The following is an 18208-nucleotide window of genomic DNA, read 5'->3' as shown; positions in this document are numbered from 1 at the left end:
GTATAAGAGACAGCACCCGCAAACTACCCGGCGACCAGAACCCGGAACGGGTGGTCGTACCGGTCTCCAGCTTCGCCGGGACGGCGTTGCGGTCGTACCGGTCGTAGCGCTCCAGCGAGCCCCAGTCGCGCGCCCAGTCGTCCTTCAGGTAGGTGGGCACGGTGGTCGACTTCGCCAACATCTGGGAGAAGCCGAGCGGACCGCCGAATTCCTCGGCCTGCCAGGTGTTGGTCGAGCTGATGGCCAGCGGACGGTCCGGCAGGATGCGGTAGCCGGGCACCTCGGCCACGCCGTTCTCGTGGTCGAACGGGCGCTGGCACGGGAACTGCAGACCCACCGCCCAGTCCAGCAGGATCGGCTGCTGGGAGCCCAGCAGGCTGTTGAGCGTCTGCAACTTCGGCATCCGCGGCGGCGTGAACGCCAGCCACTGGTCCCCGATCAGGATCGGGTCGTTGGCGGCGATGCGCACCGCGTCGGCGTCGGGCGCGATCTCGTCCAGCGGCACCCGCAGGTTGCGCCAGGACGGGAACGGGCCGATGTCACGCGGCAGATAGGTGCCGAGCTTCTGCACGCTGCCGTCGGGCAGCCGCTTGCCGTAATCGACGGTCAGCGACTGGCCGTACTTCATCGCGCCGGTGTCGTCGAAGGAGAGGATGCGACCGGCGGCCGAGATCACCACCAGCGGCTTGTCCGCCGAACGGGCGGGCAGCTCGTACCAGCTCGAGGTGACGTTCGCCGGCTGCTGCACGCCGTTCTGGTAGCTGCCCAGGATCGGCGTGGTCGCCGGGTCGAGGCCGAACGGAAGGGCGACGGTGGAACCGTTGACGCCGAGCGCGCCCTGACCGCCACCGGTGCCCGCGCTCTGCCCCTCCGCGAAAGCCGCGCCGACCGACTGGGTAGAGGTGTTGCCGGTGCCCGGCTTGACCTCGACACTGTCGGCGGACAGATCGTTGGGTACGCCGTTCGGGGCGAAGCCGACCGGGTCGACGCCGGCCAGCGGGTCGGCCGGATCGGTCGGCGGATGCGCCGGATCGATGACCGGCTCCAGCCTGCCGCCGTTCGGGTCCGGCTCCACCAGCACGTCGTTGGCCAAGCCGCAGGTGCTGCCGCCGAGGGCGTCGAAGTTCGACCGGGCCAGCGAGTACGCCGGATACTGCGAGACCGCGCCCTTGACCAGCGAGAGCACCTCCAGCGCGACCATCAGCGCGGCGACCACGGTCAGCGGGATCGCCGCGAACCGGCGGATCCGCCTGCCGCGCGCGGTCTTCGCCGACGGCTGCGGCTTGGTGTAGTCCTCCCGCAGCGCGTACCACCCGACCAGCGCCAGTGCCAGGCCGAACAGCATGAGCATGACCGTGTTCGACTGGTAACCGTGCAGCGAGATGCGCTTGTCGAACCACGGCACGCCGAAGCTGGACACGTACCAGTAGCCGTTGATGCCGGAGAACGCGACCGCGAGCACGAACAGCAACCCGGCCAGGAAGATCGCCCGGTTCTTGCGGGCCCGCAGAGCGCTCGCCGACACCGCGACCGCGGTGACCGCGGCAAGTGAACCCGCGATGCCCGCGTACGCGCCGAAGTGGTGGGTCCACTTGGTCGGGTTGAACATCATGAAGAAGATGGTTCCGAAGACCACGCCCATCAATCGCCAGGTCGGACCGCTCGCGATACCCGGCACCTGCCTGCGCCGCAGCAGCACCAGCATGGTGGTGAACAGGCACAGCAGCATCACCAGGAAGGCGAAGCGCCGCGACAGCGAACCGTCGACGGTCTCCACGAACAGGTAGTAGTAGCGCAGGTAGTCCTCGTACCAGGCCAGGTTCGGCCCGGTCACCTGGCGCACCCGGTTGGCCTCCTGGATGCCGGCGAAGGTCTGGTCGCTGTAGACCACGGTCAGCACGAGAACGCCCGCCGCGGCGATCGGCGCGAGCAACGGCAGCGTCGAGCCCCACCGCCCCGCGCCCAGCGCGGCGAAATGCCGGTGCTTACGCACCACGATGCGCACCATCGGACGGATACCGGCCAGCAGCGCCGCCACGCACATCAGGCCCGTCGGCGCGGCCGCCAGGGTGAACGCCGCCACCAGGACGGCCACCGCGGCGGGCAGCAGCCGTCCGGTCGCGATAGCCCGCTCGATCGACACCCAGGTCAGCAGCGCACCGAGCGCGACGATCGGCTCCGAGCGCAATCCGTTGTCGAACGGCAACCAGAACGCCAAGAACACCAGTCCGCCGGTCCACAGCGCCACCTTGCTCATGCGCACACCGCGGCCGAGGCGGGGCACCACCTCGCGGCTGATCACCAGCCAGCACAGGATCGCGCAGGCCAGAGCGGGCAACCGCACCCAGGGACTGGCGGTGGAGATCTCCGAGAAGACCTGGATCACGTAGTAGTACCAGCCGAACGGCGCCTCCGGCACGCCGTACCAGCGGAAGTAGTTGGCCATGTAGCCCGCGTGCGGGGCCACCCGCACCATGCTGAGGATGTAACCGTCGTCGGAGGTGTTCGCGCCGGCGAAATGCCACACCAGCAGCGTGCCGATCACCGCGCCGTCCGCCCAGGTCGGCTTCAGCCAGTTCGCCGGGAGGAACCGGCGGTGCCCGCGCCCGTCACTGCTGTCCAGCCGGGCCAGCGCCGCCAGGGCGATCAGTGTGCACAGCACCGCCGCGATCATCGCGATCAGTTTGATCGCGGTCGGGCTGGACGAGAAACGGGTGTCCACCGTCATGTCCAACGACAACCCCGCCGGCGCCGCGCCCTTGAGATCGGAGAACACACCCACCACCTGGGGCCGCAGATCGCCGCCGAGCTGCCCCTCAACCGGTACGGTGACCAGCTCGGTCGCCCCGGGCGCCGCACCCTCGACCGGCCGCTCCACCTGCTTGCCGAGCCCGGCGAACGCGCCATAGGTGCGCTCGCTGTCCGAGCTGATGTTCAGCGACGTGCACTCGCCCATGCGGCTGCGGTCGGCCGACACCACCACAGCGTTGCGATCGATCACATCGACCGAAGTCTCCGAGACCCGCACGAACAATGCCTCCAGCGAGGCCCGGTCGCCCTGCGGCGGCGCGGTGGCCAGCAGCATGCCGCCCCGCTCGGGCAGCTGGGCGATGGTCTCGCACGGGATCGTCGCCTTCAGGTCGATCGGGACCTGCGACATCAGCGGCGCCTGTACGTTGCCGAGCGTCCCGCTCTGCGGCCATTTCAGCACCGCGGTCGTCTGCGTGACCGGCAGGAACGGAGTCGCCAGCGCGAACAGCGCGCCGAGCAGGCCTGCGACCAGTGCGATGAGCCGAGCGGTCCGGAAATCGTTCGGGGTCACCACCGGGGCGGCGGGAGGTTTCGTGAGAACAGCGGTAGCGGCGTCGGGCACGGTTGGCAATGCTATCTGCCCGTCTGTCCGCGCGGGCGTCGCGCCGCCGGGAGAAATCGCGGGTCCTCAGTATGTTCGGAGCCGAATGCCGGAATGCTGTGCCGACGGGCCGGAAAATCGATGCCGGACGACCAATCGACCCCGTCCTGCTGACCGGTACCGACCACAATGGAAAGGTGGGCGTATGACCAAGGTGAATCTCTCGACGAACTACGGACCGATCGTCCTCGAACTGGACGACCAGAAAGCGCCGAACACGGTGCGCAATTTCGTGGACTACGTGAACGCCGGCCACTACAACGGCACGATCTTCCACCGCGTCATTCCCGGCTTCATGATCCAGGGCGGCGGGTTCGAGCCCGGTATGCGCCAGAAGGGCACGCAGGCGCCCATCCAGAACGAAGCGAACAACGGCCTGAAGAACAACAAGTACACCGTCGCGATGGCCCGCACCAACGACCCGCACTCGGCCACCGCGCAGTTCTTCATCAACGTCTCCGACAACGACTTCCTCAACCACTCCGCGCCCACGGCGGCGGGCTGGGGCTACACCGTCTTCGGCGCGGTGACCGAAGGCGCCGACGTGGTCGACAAGATCGCGGGCGTCGCCACGTCCTCGGCGGGCATGCACCAGGACGTGCCGGTCGACGACGTCGTGATCGAATCCGTCACCGTCAGCTGATCATTCGGCGCACGTGACGCGAATCGGGCCGCACCCCAGGGGGTGCGGCCCGATCGTGTTCCGGAGACTAGAGCGGCAGCAGGTGATGCTTGCGTGGGTTGCGGGCAATAGCCTTGTCCCGCAACAGTTGTAGCGCACGACGGATCTCCAGCCGGGTCGTCGACGGCTCGATGACCGCGTCGACGTATCCGCGCTCGGCGGCCACCCACGGCGTCGCCACGGTGGCGTTGTAGAAGTCGATCATCTGCTTGCGGATCGCGGCGCGCTGGTCCTCGGGCGCGGCCTCGATCTGCTTGGCTCCGATCAAGCTGACCGCGCTCTCCGCGCCCATGACGGCGATCCGCGCGGTGGGCCAGGCCAGGTTCACGTCGGCGCCCAGCTGCTTGGAGCCCATCACGGCGTAACCGCCCCCGTAGGACTTGCGGATCACCACGGTGACCTTCGGCACCGACGCCTCGACGTAGGAGAACAGGAAGCGTCCGCCACGCTTGATGACGCCGATCTTCTCCTGTTCCACACCGGGCAGGAACCCGGGCGTGTCGACGACGAACACCAGCGGGATCTCGAACGCGTCGCACAGCCGCACGAAATGCGCGGCCTTGTCCGAGGCGCGGGCGTCCAACGCGCCCGCGTACACCATCGGCTGGTTGGCCACCACGCCGACGCTGCGCCCGTCCACCCGGGCGAATCCGGTGATGACGTTGCGGCCCGCCGACGCGCCGACCTCGTGGAAGGCACCGTCGTCGAAGATGCGCAACAGGATCTCGTGCATGTCGTAGCCGGAGTTGTCGGAGTCCGGGACGATCGAGTTCAGCTCCAGGTCGCTGTCGGTGGTCTCCGGCTCCAAGCCGGGATTCACGATCGGCGCCAACTCCTGGCAGCTGGTCGGCAGGTAGCCCAGGTAGTCGCGCACCCACTCGAACGCGGCCGACTCGTCCTTGGCCACATGATGGATGTTGCCGTACTCCGCCTGGCTGCGCGCACCGCCGAGTTCCTCGAGGCTGACGTCCTCGCCGGTGACCTCTCGGATCACCTTCGGGCCGGTGACGAACATGTACGCCTCTTCGGTCGCCACCACCACGTCGGTGTTGATCGGGGCGTAGACGGCGCCACCCGCGCACTTGCCGAGGATCATCGAGATCTGTGGCACCAGGCCGGACAGCGGCTCCTGGCGGCGGCCCAGCTCGGCGTACCACGCCAGTGAGGTCACCGCCTCCTGCACGCGCGCGCCGCCGGAGTCGTTGATACCGACCACCGGGCACCCGACCTTGGCCGCGTACTCCAGGATCCCGGCGACCTTGCGGCCGAACATCTCGCCGACCGAGCCGCCGTAGACGGTCTGGTCGTGCGAGAACACCGCCACCGGCCTGCCTTCGACCAGGCCGTGCCCGGTGACGACGCCGTCGCCGTAGAGCGCGGCGGGATCGCCCGGCTTGCGCACCAGCGCACCGATTTCCACGAACGTTCCCGGATCGAGCAGCATGTTGATCCGGTCGCGGGCGCTGGGGATGCCTTTCTTCGCCCGCTTCGCGATCCCCGCTTCACCCGCGGGCTCCTGCGCTAATTCCAGGCGCTTGCGCAGGTCGGCGAGTTTTTCGGCAGTCGTGCTCACTTGGCCCCTTTCGCCTCGATCGCGGCGAGCTTCGCGGTCAGGTCGGCCCCGATCTTCCCGATCCGCGGTTCATCGATGATCTGCAGGTGGTCGCCGGCGATGTGGACGACCTCCAGATTCGGGATGTATTCGTCCCAGCCGCCGTTGGGCACCCGGTCGGCGAAGCGTGGCTCGAGCTCGATCATCCCGTCGTGGTAGCGATCGGCGAGGTAGAGCACGACGTCGCCGTCGTAGTGCGTGGGCTGGGTCCGGGCGAGGTGACGGCTATCGATCCACGAGGTGCGCTGGTGTTCGAGCACGCCGCCGGGGATCTTCGCGCCACTGATCTTGATCAGATCGCTGATCATCTTGAACTGCTCTTCGTCGGAAGCCGCCGCCAGCGTCTCCAACTGGTCGCGGTCCAACTCGCCGTCGACACCGTAGGTCTTCTTGGCGAAGGTCTGATACCGCTCGATCCGCCGCACGCGCTCCTCGGGACTGTTCTCCTCGCCCTGAGTCGGGATGGCCAGATCGATCAGGCCGACCACGCGGACGTCCGCGCCCTCGGCACGGAGCAGCTGCGCGGTCTGCATGGCCAGCACCGCACCCAGCGACCAGCCGTACAGCACGAACGGACCGTCGCCCTGGAGCTTGCGCAGCTCGGGCAGGTACTGACGCGCCCGCTCCTCGATCGAACCGTCGACCCGCTCGAGGCCGTACATCGGCGTCTCGGCGGGCAGCCGCTTCAACAGAGGCTCGTACACCAGCGTGTTGCCACCCGACGGATGGAATACGAACACCGGCACGGCGTTCGAGCCCTCCGCGCGCGGCCGCAGCGGACGGACGAAACCGTCCACATCCGCGCCGCTGTCCTGCAGGTCGCGAACGATGTCGGAGAGCTGTTCGATGGTCTCGCAGTCGAGCACGTCATCGACGGTGACCTCGGCCTTGACCCGTTCGGTCAGGCGCGCGGCCAGTTTCTCCGCGGTGTCCTCGTCCAGGATCGGCAGCGTGTTGAAAATGCCTCCGGCCGACTTCCCGGTGACCACCGCCCAGGTTGCGAAGGTCAGGCGCTCGGCGGCGTCGCGCGGCGGAACGTCGTCCTCGTCGACGGGCTGCTGCGCGCCGCCGAAGACGGCCGCGGGATTGGCCGGAGCCGCGGCGGCCGGTGCGGTTTTGGCTACCGGTTGCGCGGCGGGAGCCGGGTCACCTTCGGCGGCCTTATCCGGGCTCGCGATGGTCGCTGCCGCACGTGCCGAATCGACTTCGGTCGCAGCGGTTTCCGGTGGGGCGGTGGACTCGCCGGCCGTACCGGTGGCCGGCGAAGTGGACGCCACCGCGGCGACCGGGTCGGCGCCAGTGGCCAGGGCCGCCCTGGCCGCGGACATGAAGTCGGCGTCGACGGTCAGCTCGCCGGTGCCTCCCGCGGCTTTGTCGGCGGCCTGCTGATCGGCCATCGCCTGCACCTCGTCGCGGTGCTCGATCGCATAGCGCAGCACCTTGCCGACCTCGTGCAGGCTCGCGTCCCGCACGGCCTGCACTTGCAGCTGCGGGATGTCGAACTCGTACTCGACCCGGTTCTTGATGCGCATCGCCATCAGCGAGTCCAAGCCGAGTTCCATCAGCGGGATCTCCATCGGCAGATCCTCGACCGCGTAACCCATGGACTCCGCGACGATCAGCGCGAGCCGGTCTTCGACGGTTTGCGTGCCGTTCGGATCCCAGCGGTCACCGAAGGTCTCCACGACCTCGATGTCGGCATCGCTCTGGGTCTGCGCGGCGATCGCCGCAACAGGCTCGGCCGCAACGGGTTCCGGCAGCGGGGCGCCGGAGGTCACCACGGCGTCGAACACCAGACGGAAGGCGTTGCCTTCCTTGGCGTGCACCTGCACCGAGGCGCCGCCGGGATGCGGGGTGAGCGTGGTGGTGAGCGTGCCTGCCGCCGGGATCGCGGCATGCGGGATCGACGCGCCCAGCGAGACGTCGCTGAGGACCTGCGCCGAGGCAGCACGCACCAGGCCGGCCAGATCGGTCACCGAGGACGCCTGCACCTCCCAGACGTGCCTGCCGTCCGGCAGCGCGACGTGCGCGCCCGGCACCCGGCCGTTGCCGCCCGTCGACAGCTGGACCTTCGGCCAGTACTCCTTGCGCACGAAGGTGGTGCGCGGGATGTCGGCGTAATCGCCCGCGCCGAGCAGCGAGAACAGATCCACCTTGTGCCCGTGCGCGTAGAGCTGGGCCAGCGCGGCGATCACACCCGCGGACTCGTCCTCCTTGCGCTTGAGCGTCGGGATGAGCTGAGCGTCGTGCACACCCGCGGCGAAGGTGGTGCCCAGCACCTGCATCAAGGCCACGGAATTCGGCGCCAGCTCCAGGAACGTGGTGTGGCCCGCGTCCACCGCGAGCTTCACCGCGTTGGTGAAGTACACGCTGTGGCGCATGTTCTTGACCCAGTAGTCCTCGTCGTGGATCGGGTCGTTGCCCGCGCGGAAGAACTCTTCCTTGTGCACCGTCGAGTACAGACCGGTCTTCAGCTTGGTGGGCTCGATGCCGGCCAGTTCCGCGGCCAGCTCGCCGAGCAGCGGATCCATCTGCGAGGTGTGGCCCGCACCGCGGGTCTGCAACACCCGAGCGAACTTGCCCGCCGCCTCCACCTGCGCGACGATCGCCGCCACCTGATCCTGCGGACCGCCGATCACCGTGTTGGTCGGCGCCGCGTACACCGCGACCTCGACGTCCGGGTAGTCCGGCAGCAGCTTCGCGACGTCCTCGGCGCTGTACTCGATGAGCGCCATATTGCGCACGTCGTCGTCGCTGATCATCTGCTCGCCCTCACCCATCAGGCGGGAACGGGCGCAGATCACGCGCACCGCGTCCTCCAGCGAGAGACCACCGGCGATGTACGCGCCGGCGACCTCGCCCATGGAGTGGCCCACCACCGCTTCGGGTTCGGCGCCGTGCGCGCGCAGCAGCGCGGCCAGGCCGATCTGGATGGTGAAGATGCCGACCTGCGAGGTGCCGACGTTGTAGTCCTGGCTGTCGTCCAGGAACAGCTCGCGCACCGAGTATCCGGCCTCGTCCTGCACCAGCTCGTCGACTTCGTCGACGGCCTCGGCGAAGATCGAGTTCTCCAGGTAGAGCTGCTTGCCCATCTTGCGGTGCTGCGCGCCGAAACCGGCGAACACCCACATCGGGCCCATGGCCGCGGGCGCGTCGGCGGTGAAGACACCCGTACCGGGCTTGCCCGCCGCGATGGCGCGCAGTCCGGCGACCGCCTCCTCGTGCGTCGTGGCGAGCACCACGCCGCGCGAACGCCAGTGACTGCGCTTGGCCAGCGACCGCGCCACGTCGGCGAGTGGAGTGTTCGCGCCCGCCTCCGACTCCAGCCAGTCGGCCAGCTCGGCGGCGGCGCGGCGGCGCCGCGAGGGCAGGTAGCCGGAGACCGGCAGGATCTGCGGCAGCGGTTCGGTGCGCTCGGCGGTCCATTCCGCGGCGGGCTCGGCTTCGGCGGCCAAGGCGGCATCGGCGACGGCCGCGACCTCGGCCTCGGCGACCACGGCGTCGGCTTCCGCGACCACGTCCGTGGTCTCCTCGTCCAGCACGTCCTCGTGCAGCTGCGACTCGAGTTCGGCGAACGGCGCCTGCGCCCCACCCGCGACAGCGGGCACGTACTCCTGCACGACGATGTGCGCGTTGGTGCCGCCGAAGCCGAAGCCGGAGATGCCGATGGTGGCTTTGCCGCTGTAGCGCGGGAACTCGGTGGGCTCGTCGACGACCTTCAGGTGCGACTGGTCCCACGGGATGTACGGGTTCGGACCGGCGTAGCCGATGTTCGGCGGAATGACGTTGTGCTGCAACGACATCACCACCTTCGCCAGGCTCGCCGCACCGGCGCCCGACTCCAGGTGGCCGAAGTTGGTCTTGGCCGAACCGAGCAGCGCGGGCTTGTCCGCGTCGCGGCCCCGCCCGACCACCCGGCCGAGCGCGTCCGCCTCGATCGGGTCGCCGATCAGGGTGCCGGTGCCGTGCGCCTCGACGTAGTCGACCGAGGACGGCGCGATGCCCGCGTCACGGTAGGCGCGGCGCAGCACCTCGGCCTGCGCGTCCGGATTCGGGGCGAGCAGGCCGTTGGACCGCCCGTCATTGTTGACCGCCGAGCCCTTGATCACGGCATAGATCGTGTCGCCATCGCGCTCGGCATCGGCGAGGCGCTTGAGGACCACCAGACCGCCGCCCTCGGAGCGGATCATGCCGTCGGCGTCACTGGAGAACGCCTTGATGTGCCCGTCCTTGGCGAGGCCGCCGTTGGCGTCGAAGCCGAGCGTGGCCATCGGCGCGAGCAGCATGTTCACGCCGCCGGCCAGCGCCAGGTCGGCTTCGCCGCTGCGCAGCGCCTGCACCGCCTCGTGCACCGCCACCAGCGTCGAAGAGCAGGCGGTGTCGACGGCCACCGACGGGCCGCGGAAGTCGAAGAAGTAGGAGACCCGGTTGGGGATGATGGACGTGACACTGCCCATGATCGCGTAGGCCTCGGCCGACACCGGCACGTTCGGATCGCGCTCGCTGCCCAGCCCGAGCGCCGCGAGCAGCATGAAGTCGTTGCCCCCGGAGCCGATGAACACGCCGACCGGCTCGCCCTTGAGCTCGCTGGCGGGAATCCGGGCGTGCTCCAACGCCTCCCAGGTGAGCTCCATCATCAGACGCTGCTGCGGATCGACCCGCTCGACCTCGACCGGCGACATGGCGAAGAACTCGGCGTCGAAGCCTTTGACGACTTCCTGGTCGAGATAGCCGCCCTTGGTGTTGGCCTTCTCGATCGCCTCGGCCAGCCGCGGCTCGTCCAGGAACTCCGACCAGCGTCCCTCGGGCCGCTCCCGGATGCCGTCACCCCGGCCGATGAGGAAATCCCATGTCGATTCCGGGGTGTCGCCCGCACCGGGCAGTCGCGTCGACAAACCCACGATCGCGATGTCGTGCGCCTCGCCGGGACGGTAGCCCGCGGTGTAGAAGGCGTCGTCCGCGGCTTCCTCCGGCGCGTCCGGCTCGCCGTTGACGATCCGCTCGGCCAGTGAGGCGATGGTCGGATGCTGGTACACGACCGTCGCGTTCAGCATCACGCCGGTCAGTTCCTCGATGTCCCCACCGAGGGCGAGGGCGTCACGCGAGGCGAGCCCGAACTCCTCCATCGGCCGGTCCACGGTGATCTGCTCGATCGATTGACCGGTCGCCTCGGAGACCCAGCGCCGCAGCCACTCACGCAGCTCCGCCACCGACATGTCGGTTTGCGCGCCACCCTTCGCGGACTCGGCCGGGGCCGCCGCGTCGGCGACGGTCTCCACGGGCGGGGTGTCGGTCGTCTGGGTGGGCGTGCCCTCGTTGTCAGCCATCAATTCCTCAAGCTACCTGTGTCCGTACCGGGCGTACCGTGAAATGACGCCCGGCGCGTGGGAAGGTCGGCGCCGAGCGTCGATGGTCGGTCCGAGGCCGCCCCTGGCAATTACTCTTCCGGTGCATCGGGGAAAGCCTGCTGGGTGTAACCACCCCGCAGCGTTCCCTCCAGATAGGCCGCCCGGCAGGCGCGACGGGCGATCTTGCCGCTGGACGTGCGCGGGATCGAACCCGCGGGCACCAGCAGCACGTCTCGAACGGTCACGCCGTGGCGCTGGGATATCGCCGCGCGCACTGCGTCGGCGATGGGCAACGGATCGGCCTTGCCCGCACCCGGGCCCCGCTCGCCGACGACGACCAGCTGCTCGGAGGCGTCGTCGGCGTCGAACTGCAGGCCGGAGTGGCTGCCCTGTTCGAACACCTCGGCCGGGAGCTGGTTGGCCGGCACCGAGAACGCCGCCACGAAGCCGGGCCGCAGCGCGGTGCTGGCTTCCTGCGCGGAGAACTCGAGGTCCTGCGGGTAGTGGTTGCGGCCGTCCACGATCACCAGGTCCTTGACCCGGCCGGTGATGTAGAGCTCGCCCTCGAAGTACACGCCGTAGTCGCCGGTGCGCATCCAGTTCGCGTCCGGCTCGGTGCCCTCGGCGTGGCTGCCCTCGGACAGGCGCTCGGTGACCTTGTTCTGGAACGTGGCCGAGGTCTCGTCGGGACGACCCCAATAGCCGATGCCCATGTTGTTGCCGTGCAGCCAGATCTCGCCGACGTGCCCGTCGGGTACCTCACGGCCGCCACCGGACTCCACGGACTCCGGGTCGACGATCGCCGCCCACTGCGACAGCGCGACATAACCGCAGGACACCTGCGCGATCGCGTCCTCGTGGCTCGGGTCGACCTTCACCATGCGTCCCGCGTTGAGTTCCTTGCGGTCGACGTAGGTGACCTTGGCCTCGTCCTCGGCCTTGGTGGCGGAGACGAACAGCGTCGCCTCGGCCATGCCGTAGCAGGGCTTTATCGCCGTCTTGGGCAGGCCGTAAGGGGCGAACGCCTCGTTGAACTTCTTCATCGACGAGGTGGTCACCGGCTCGCTGCCGTTGATCAGGCCGATGACGTTCGACAGGTCCAGCGACTCGCCGTTCTTCGGCAGACCACGCGCCGCGGCGTGCTCGAACGCGAAGTTCGGGGCGGCGGCGAAGGTCCCGGCGCCGTCGGAAACCGCGGCCAGTTCCTTGATCCAGCGGTAGGGACGGCGCACGAACGCGCTCGGCGACATGATGGTGATGTACTTGCCGCCCACCGCGGGCAGGATCACCGTCAGCAGGCCCATGTCGTGGAACAACGGCAGCCAGGTGACGCCGCGCGAGTTCCAGTCCAGGTTGATCGCGTCGACCATCTGCAGCAGGTTGGTGCCCACCGCGCGGTGGGTGATCTCCACACCGGCGGGCACCCGGGTGGAGCCCGAGGTGTACTGCAGGTAGGCGATGTCGTCGATCGCGATGTCCGGGCGCACCCAGCTCTCGCCGACGCTGTCGGGAATCGCGTCCACCGCGATGATGCGCGGCCGCTGGGCGGCGGGCAACGAGCGGAAGAACTGCCGGACCCCGGCCGCCGAAGAGCTCGCGGTCAGAATGGCCGAGGGCTCACAGTCGCCGAGCACCGCGTGCAGGCGATCGGTGTGGCCGGGCTCGTCCGGGTCGAACAGCGGGACCGAGATGGTGCCCGCGTAGATCGCGGCGAAGAAGGAGATCACGTAATCCAAGCCCTGCGGCGCGAGGATCGCGACCCGGTCGCCCGGGTTGGTCACCTGCTGCAGTCGAGCGGCCACCGCGCGCAGCCGAATACCGAACTCACGCCACGTCAGCTCCTGCGCCTCGCCGTCGCGCTCGCGCGAGTAGTCGATGTAGCGATACGCCAGGGTGTTCGCGTCGTTCCGGGTGTGCTTCTCGACGTGATCAACCAGGGTGTGATCCTCGGGAATACGGATGTTCCCGGTTTCGTCCAGGTAGTCGTCGAAAGTCTCTTCCATTCCTTCTTCTCCTCCGAGGCACACGCAGCAAGACGGCGAGATCGCCGCTATTACCTGTGAGGCCCCGACTCGCTTTCGCCCGCGGGTGCTCCAAGTGCAGAGCCAGCCTGCAGATTTTGTGCGGTCTGCGCGGTGACCGCTTATCGGCTAGATGTACTCAAACCAGAGTCATGTTACAGAGAAGACCGGCTCACTCGTCCCGCAGCAGGGGAATAACGGGGGCGAACGCGTCCATCTGGGTGGGGAATACTCCGACGTAGGACATCGAGGTGAGCTGCCGCACACGGCGGATCTGCTCGGCGATCTCCTCGAATGTGCCGATCGCCACGTAGGGCGAGTTCAGGATGTCCTCGACGGACAGCTGAACGTCGACTTCCAGGTTCGGATGCAGTCCCCGGTCCAACGCCGACAGCGCCATCTCCGCGGTCTTCTCGCGATCGTCGGTGATCACGACCGCGGTGACGGCCCAGTTCAGTTCGATGTCGGCGAACCGGTCACCGGCGGCCTCCTTGATCAGATTCACCTTTTCCACGGCCTTTTCGATGGTGATGCCGGAGAGCAGGCCCTTGCCGTTCTTGGTGGTCACCGGAACGACGGAGATGATGTCGGCGTGCTTGGCGGCCAAGCGCAGCATCTTCGGACCGCCGCCGCCGGTACAGATCGGCGGACGCGGACCCTGCCGCGGCCGCGGCGTGCCCTTGATGCCGCGGACCTGGTAGTGCTTGCCCTCGAAGGTGCACTCCTGGCCGCGCAGCAGCACGTCGAGAATGGTCAGCGCCTCGTCCAGCTTCTCCAGCCGGACACCGGGCGACTCGTAGGAGATGCCCGCGTTGTCGAACTCCTCCTTGATCCAGCCCGCGCCGAGGCCGACCTCGAGCCTGCCCTTCGACAGCACATCGATGGTCGCCAGATCCTTGGCCAGCACGACCGGGTGACGGAAACCATTCGCCAACACCGACGTGCCGAGCCGGATCCTCTCGGTGGCCTGGGTCAGCGCGCCGAGCGCGGCGATCGGCCCGATCTGCTCGCCGAGGTGATCGGGCACCACGAAGGTGTCGAAGCCGTATTCCTCGGCCTGCTGAGCGGTCTGCACGAACTTGCGCGCACCGCCCTCCTGCTTGTTTCCCTCGCCGGCCGCCGCGAAGCGGAACGGACGCAACGGAGTGCCCAGCGCGGACAACGCAGCATCCGCGTCACGGCTCGCCGTGGTGGCCGGTGCGGCGGCTTCTGTCATGAACTCATGCTCCTGGCTGTAAGGAAAATACGGGCGCGACGCCCGCCCGGGGTCTGCGCTGCGGTGGTGCCCGGCGTCGCGATCACCAGCGCACTTTACAGCGTGCTACCCAACTCGAGTTGCGCTTGTCACGCCAAGGGGGTGCGGGGTATCTCACGGTCTGTGAATTCTCACGAATGGGCCGGATGCGGCGCTGCCTCGATGAGGCCCGCTGCCCAGTTGGCCGTCCACTGCGTCGCGGTGGTGCCGTCACCGTCGACGACGTAACCGTTGTAGAGGGCGTGCACCGGGTTGCCCGCCGCCCGCACCAGCGCGTTCACGCTGCCCAGCACGTTCCACGGACTCAATGCCTCCCGTGGCGCGTCGCAGATCAGATCTCCGGGTGCGCACATGGTGTAGGTGCGGTCGGCCAGTGCGCCGAAGCCCCCTTGACGCGGACCGGTCATCGTGATGCCGGGCACGTTCAGCCCCTTCAACGCGACTTCGGCACCCACCCCCGGCACCTGCGCGCCGATCTGGATCGCCTGACCCGGGCCGCTCTCGCCGGTGCGGCGTCCGTCGGCGATCAACGTCACGCCGAGCACCAGGTCGGCCGGCACGGGGCCGTCGCCCGCGCCGATCCGCGCGGCGACGTCGCCCACGATCACCGCTCCCTGGGAGAACCCAGCGAGGACGTAAGTGGTCAGCGGGCACTCCTGGTGCCGTGCGGCCATGGCGTCGACCATCCGCGCCGTGCCTTCGGACCGGCTGTTGTTGTAGGACTGCTGGCCGTCCGGCGGGATCGCGATCGGGTTGGAGAACTGCGCGACGTAGGGAACGGTGTAGACGTCCACCCGCTCGCTCGGGAACCGCTGGGCGATCGGGCCGGAGACGTTGAGCATCAGCGACACCGGGTTGGCGGTGGGATTGTGCGGGTCGTCGAAGCTGTTCGACTCCCAGGTGCCGGGCACCGAGATCATCTGCACGTCGGGACAACTGGCGGGCTGCGAGGTCGGCCGTTCCGGCGGCTTCGGCCCCGGGCCGGGCGGGCGCAAACGCCCTGCCAGCAGATACCACAGCAGCAGAACCACCAGGACGATCAGCAGAACGGCGCCGATCGCGACCAGACATCCCGCCGGCCGGAACCGGCGGGAGGTCGAACGGGAACGCGAACTCACTGGCAGTACGTGGCGCGAGCGGTGGTGACGTAGATCTGCCCGGCCTTCTCCACCGGCATCTTGGCCGGGTCGAAGGACGGATCGGAACCTGCCATGGCGTTGACGAAGGTCATCAGATCCTGATCGGACGCACCGGCGGCGGTGCCCTGGCAGACGTACGCGCCGATGCTCAGCGCGATGTCCGGGGTGGACGGGGTGACACCCTGCTTGGCCAGCTCATCCAAGAACCGCTTGTCCTTGTCGGTGAGCTTCGAGGTGTCCGCGGGCGGGACGGCTTCGGTCGGCACCGGCTGCGGACGCTCGGGGGCCGCCGTCGCCGGGGGCTGCTCCGGCGCGGGAGCAGGCTGACCGGTGTCGGCGGGCGTCGACGCGGCCGGCGACGTCGTCGTCGCCGTCGTGGTGCGGGCAGGCGTCGACGGCGTGCTCGTCGCGGTCGAATCATTGTCGCCGCACGCGGCGAGCAGGCCGGTCGCGGCGAGCGCCACGACTACGCCGATTACCTTTCCACGGGTCCGATGCATGAATTCTTGTCCTCGATCTGTCGCTGAGCGGGGTCGGGTCGCCCACCAGGCTAGCTGTGTTCGATTTGCCGCGCCTTCGCGCGGCGTGTTCGCGGCCCCTTCATGGCTCGTGTCCGAGCGACTGCCGCTGGCGACTGCGCCACGGACGCGGCGGCCACTCGGACGCGAGCCGGGCCGAGAACAGCGCATGCTCGCGTCTCGCCTCGCGCGAAACCGGGAGCTGGGCCAATGTGCTCGTAGGTACATCAGCGCACCGTTCGGAGGCACGCGAGACACGGACCGCGCGTCAGGTGGCAGTTCGCTGGCGGCAGCGTTGTGAGCACGGCGGCTGCCGACTGGGCACCTGATCGCGCTCCGCTCGGGGGCATCGGGCACATGACGACAGCCTCGCGAGAAGGGGTTCCTCTCACAAGGCGTGCACTTCCGGCTTGCCGTCGCGCAGCGTGATGAAACCGCCCTGGAAGTTTTGCTGCACGCCGTCGGAGACGGGGAACTCGTCGCCGGTGGGGTAGCCGAGTTTGCCGTTCTCGTAACCGGTCTCGCGCCAGGCGTCCAAGATCGGGCCGTTGCGGACGGCCCACGCGCCCGACACCGGACTCCAGTAGATGTTGCCGCCCTCGAAACGGCTGAAACGGCCCAGATCTTTGAGTGCCTGCTCTCCGTCGACCGGGAAGCCGAGCGGACTGTTCTCGAAGCCGAGCTGGGCGTACTTGCCGAGGATAAGGCCCTGGAGGCGGTGCACGCCGGTGGCTTGGCTGTAGTAGAACGGACCGTTCTCGAAGGCTTGCACGGCGCCGTCGCGGCTCGGTGTCTTGATCTCCGGCGCGATCGGATAACCGGCGGGGCCGCGCTCGAACCCCTGCTTGCCCCATTCCGCCAGGATCGCCCCGCGGACTGCCTGAACGCCGGTCTGCGGGGTCCAGTACAGCGAGCCGTTCTGGAAGGACTGGTACTTACCGCGGCCGTCCTCCAGCACGCGCTCCTCACTGGTCGGCAGACCCAGCGGTCCGGTAGGTCCACCGGCCGCCTGGTAGCCCGCGCCGAACACGCCGCCGACCGGATACGCGCCGCTGCCCGGCGTGTGGAACACCCGGCCGCCCTCGAAGTCCTGAGCCGTGCCACCCGCCACCGCGTACTCACCGGTGAGGCATTCACCGAGCCGGTCCGCCGCGGCGGCCACCGGGCCGATCGCACCGCCCGGCTGGCAGGCGGGCTTGTTCTGGTCGACGCCCAGCGCGGAGGCGGCCTGGGTCCAGGACTGCCGCATCTCGAAATCCCAGTACGGCCAGGAGTGGGTGCCGGACGGGCGGTAGTTCACCTGCGCCGGGATGGCCAGCTTGGACAGCTTGGTCACGAAGTTCTGCGAGGTGAGACGGGCGAGGATCTCCAACCCCATGCCCGCGACGTTCGTGCTCACCCCGGGTATGCCGAGGGCTTGGTCGAAGGGACCGATCGCGCCGCTGCCGCTGGAGATGTAGAGGCTGACGCCCCGCAGCTTGTCGGCCAGCATGTACGGATCGTGCGCTTCCCACTCCGGCCCGGCCAGCGGACCCCACATGGCGGCGGAGTCGAAACCGCCCGCGTCGCGCAGGGCGAATTCGATGGCCTGGGGCATGCCAAGCGTCGTCGTGGTCAAGAAGCCGGAGTACGAGGCCGCGTGCCGCACGAAACCGGGATTACGGGCGGCCAGCAGCATCGCGGCTGTGCCACCCATCGAGAGGCCTTCCATACCCCGCACGCTCGTCGCCCGCCAGTGGCTCTCCAGCAGCGGCGGGAGCTCCTTGGTCAGGAAGGTTTCCCACTTGTAGGTGCGGCCGTTGTCCGGCTCCAGCCAATCGGTGTAGAAGCTGGACTGTCCGCCGATGGGCAGCACGACGGTCACGTTCTTGTCGGCGAAGAAATCGACCGCCCCCGCCTCCTTCGTCCAACCGTTCTCGTCGTCGGTCGCGCGCAGGCCGTCGAGCAGGAACAGGACCGGGAACCGGGCCTCCGGCCGAGCGTTCCAGTCCCTGGCCAGCAGCAACTGCACCTGGATCGGCACGCCCATGGAGGGCGAGGTCACCCACAGCGCGACGCGACGGTCGCTGAGCCACTGGACCTTCTCCAGCACGGGCGCGGCCACGGCCACTGTGGGCTCGGCGATCGCGGGCGCCTCGACGGACGTACCCGCGGCTAGGGGGATCACCAGTGCGGTGGCGAGCAGCATGAGCCGCTCGCGTGCCGAACGAGCGACGAGACG

9 protein-coding genes are annotated in these 18208 nt (G+C 68.8%); 1 reads left to right on the top strand and 8 read right to left on the bottom strand.

Annotation, left to right across the window (positions count from 1 at the left end):
• Positions 1 to 3373: arabinosyltransferase domain-containing protein (locus tag ACFU5M_RS24310; RefSeq protein ID WP_379052871.1), on the bottom strand; the 3373-nt coding region annotated here is incomplete at its 3' end.
• Positions 3374 to 3557: 184 nt separating this feature from the next.
• Here ACFU5M_RS24310 and ACFU5M_RS24305 point away from each other — a divergent pair.
• A complete protein-coding gene (locus ACFU5M_RS24305) occupies positions 3558 to 4055 on the top strand; it encodes a peptidylprolyl isomerase (RefSeq protein ID WP_379052870.1) in 498 nt (165 codons plus the stop codon).
• Between the two features lie 67 nt (positions 4056 to 4122).
• On the opposite strand, the gene ACFU5M_RS24300 is transcribed toward ACFU5M_RS24305, so the two are convergent.
• The 7 genes from ACFU5M_RS24300 to ACFU5M_RS24270 all read right to left on the bottom strand — a co-directional run bounded on the left by ACFU5M_RS24300 (position 4123) and on the right by ACFU5M_RS24270 (position 18175).
• A complete protein-coding gene (locus ACFU5M_RS24300; RefSeq protein ID WP_379052869.1) occupies positions 4123 to 5667 on the bottom strand; it encodes an acyl-CoA carboxylase subunit beta in 1545 nt (514 codons plus the stop codon).
• Complete coding sequence (pks13, locus tag ACFU5M_RS24295; protein WP_379052868.1) at positions 5664 to 11033, bottom strand: polyketide synthase Pks13; 5370 nt, start codon at positions 11031 to 11033, stop codon at positions 5664 to 5666. Before pks13 ends, ACFU5M_RS24300 begins: the two co-directional genes overlap by 4 nt.
• A gap of 110 nt (positions 11034 to 11143) precedes the next feature.
• Entirely contained in the window at positions 11144 to 13057 is a 1914-nt protein-coding gene (gene fadD32, locus ACFU5M_RS24290; protein ID WP_379052866.1) for a long-chain-fatty-acid--AMP ligase FadD32, read from the bottom strand.
• Between the two features lie 190 nt (positions 13058 to 13247).
• Positions 13248 to 14291, bottom strand: a complete 1044-nt coding sequence (locus ACFU5M_RS24285; RefSeq protein ID WP_379052864.1) for an LLM class F420-dependent oxidoreductase — start codon at positions 14289 to 14291, stop codon at positions 13248 to 13250.
• Positions 14292 to 14461: 170 nt separating this feature from the next.
• Positions 14462 to 15454, bottom strand: coding sequence for a cutinase family protein (locus tag ACFU5M_RS24280; protein WP_379052879.1), 993 nt, complete (start codon positions 15452 to 15454; stop codon positions 14462 to 14464).
• A complete protein-coding gene (locus ACFU5M_RS24275) occupies positions 15445 to 15969 on the bottom strand; it encodes a DUF732 domain-containing protein (protein WP_379052863.1) in 525 nt (174 codons plus the stop codon). Before ACFU5M_RS24275 ends, ACFU5M_RS24280 begins: the two co-directional genes overlap by 10 nt.
• A gap of 406 nt (positions 15970 to 16375) precedes the next feature.
• Positions 16376 to 18175 carry an alpha/beta hydrolase-fold protein gene (locus ACFU5M_RS24270; RefSeq protein ID WP_379052877.1) on the bottom strand — a complete coding sequence of 600 codons (1800 nt, stop codon included), beginning with the start codon at positions 18173 to 18175 and terminating at the stop codon, positions 16376 to 16378.
• Positions 18176 to 18208 lie beyond the last annotated feature (33 nt).

Origin of the sequence: Nocardia sp. NPDC057455 (genome assembly GCF_042802775.1) — a bacterium.
Lineage (GTDB): Bacteria > Actinomycetota > Actinomycetes > Mycobacteriales > Mycobacteriaceae > Nocardia.
Note: the sequence above shows the minus strand (reverse complement) of the source record. Positions and strands in the feature narration are given on the sequence as shown.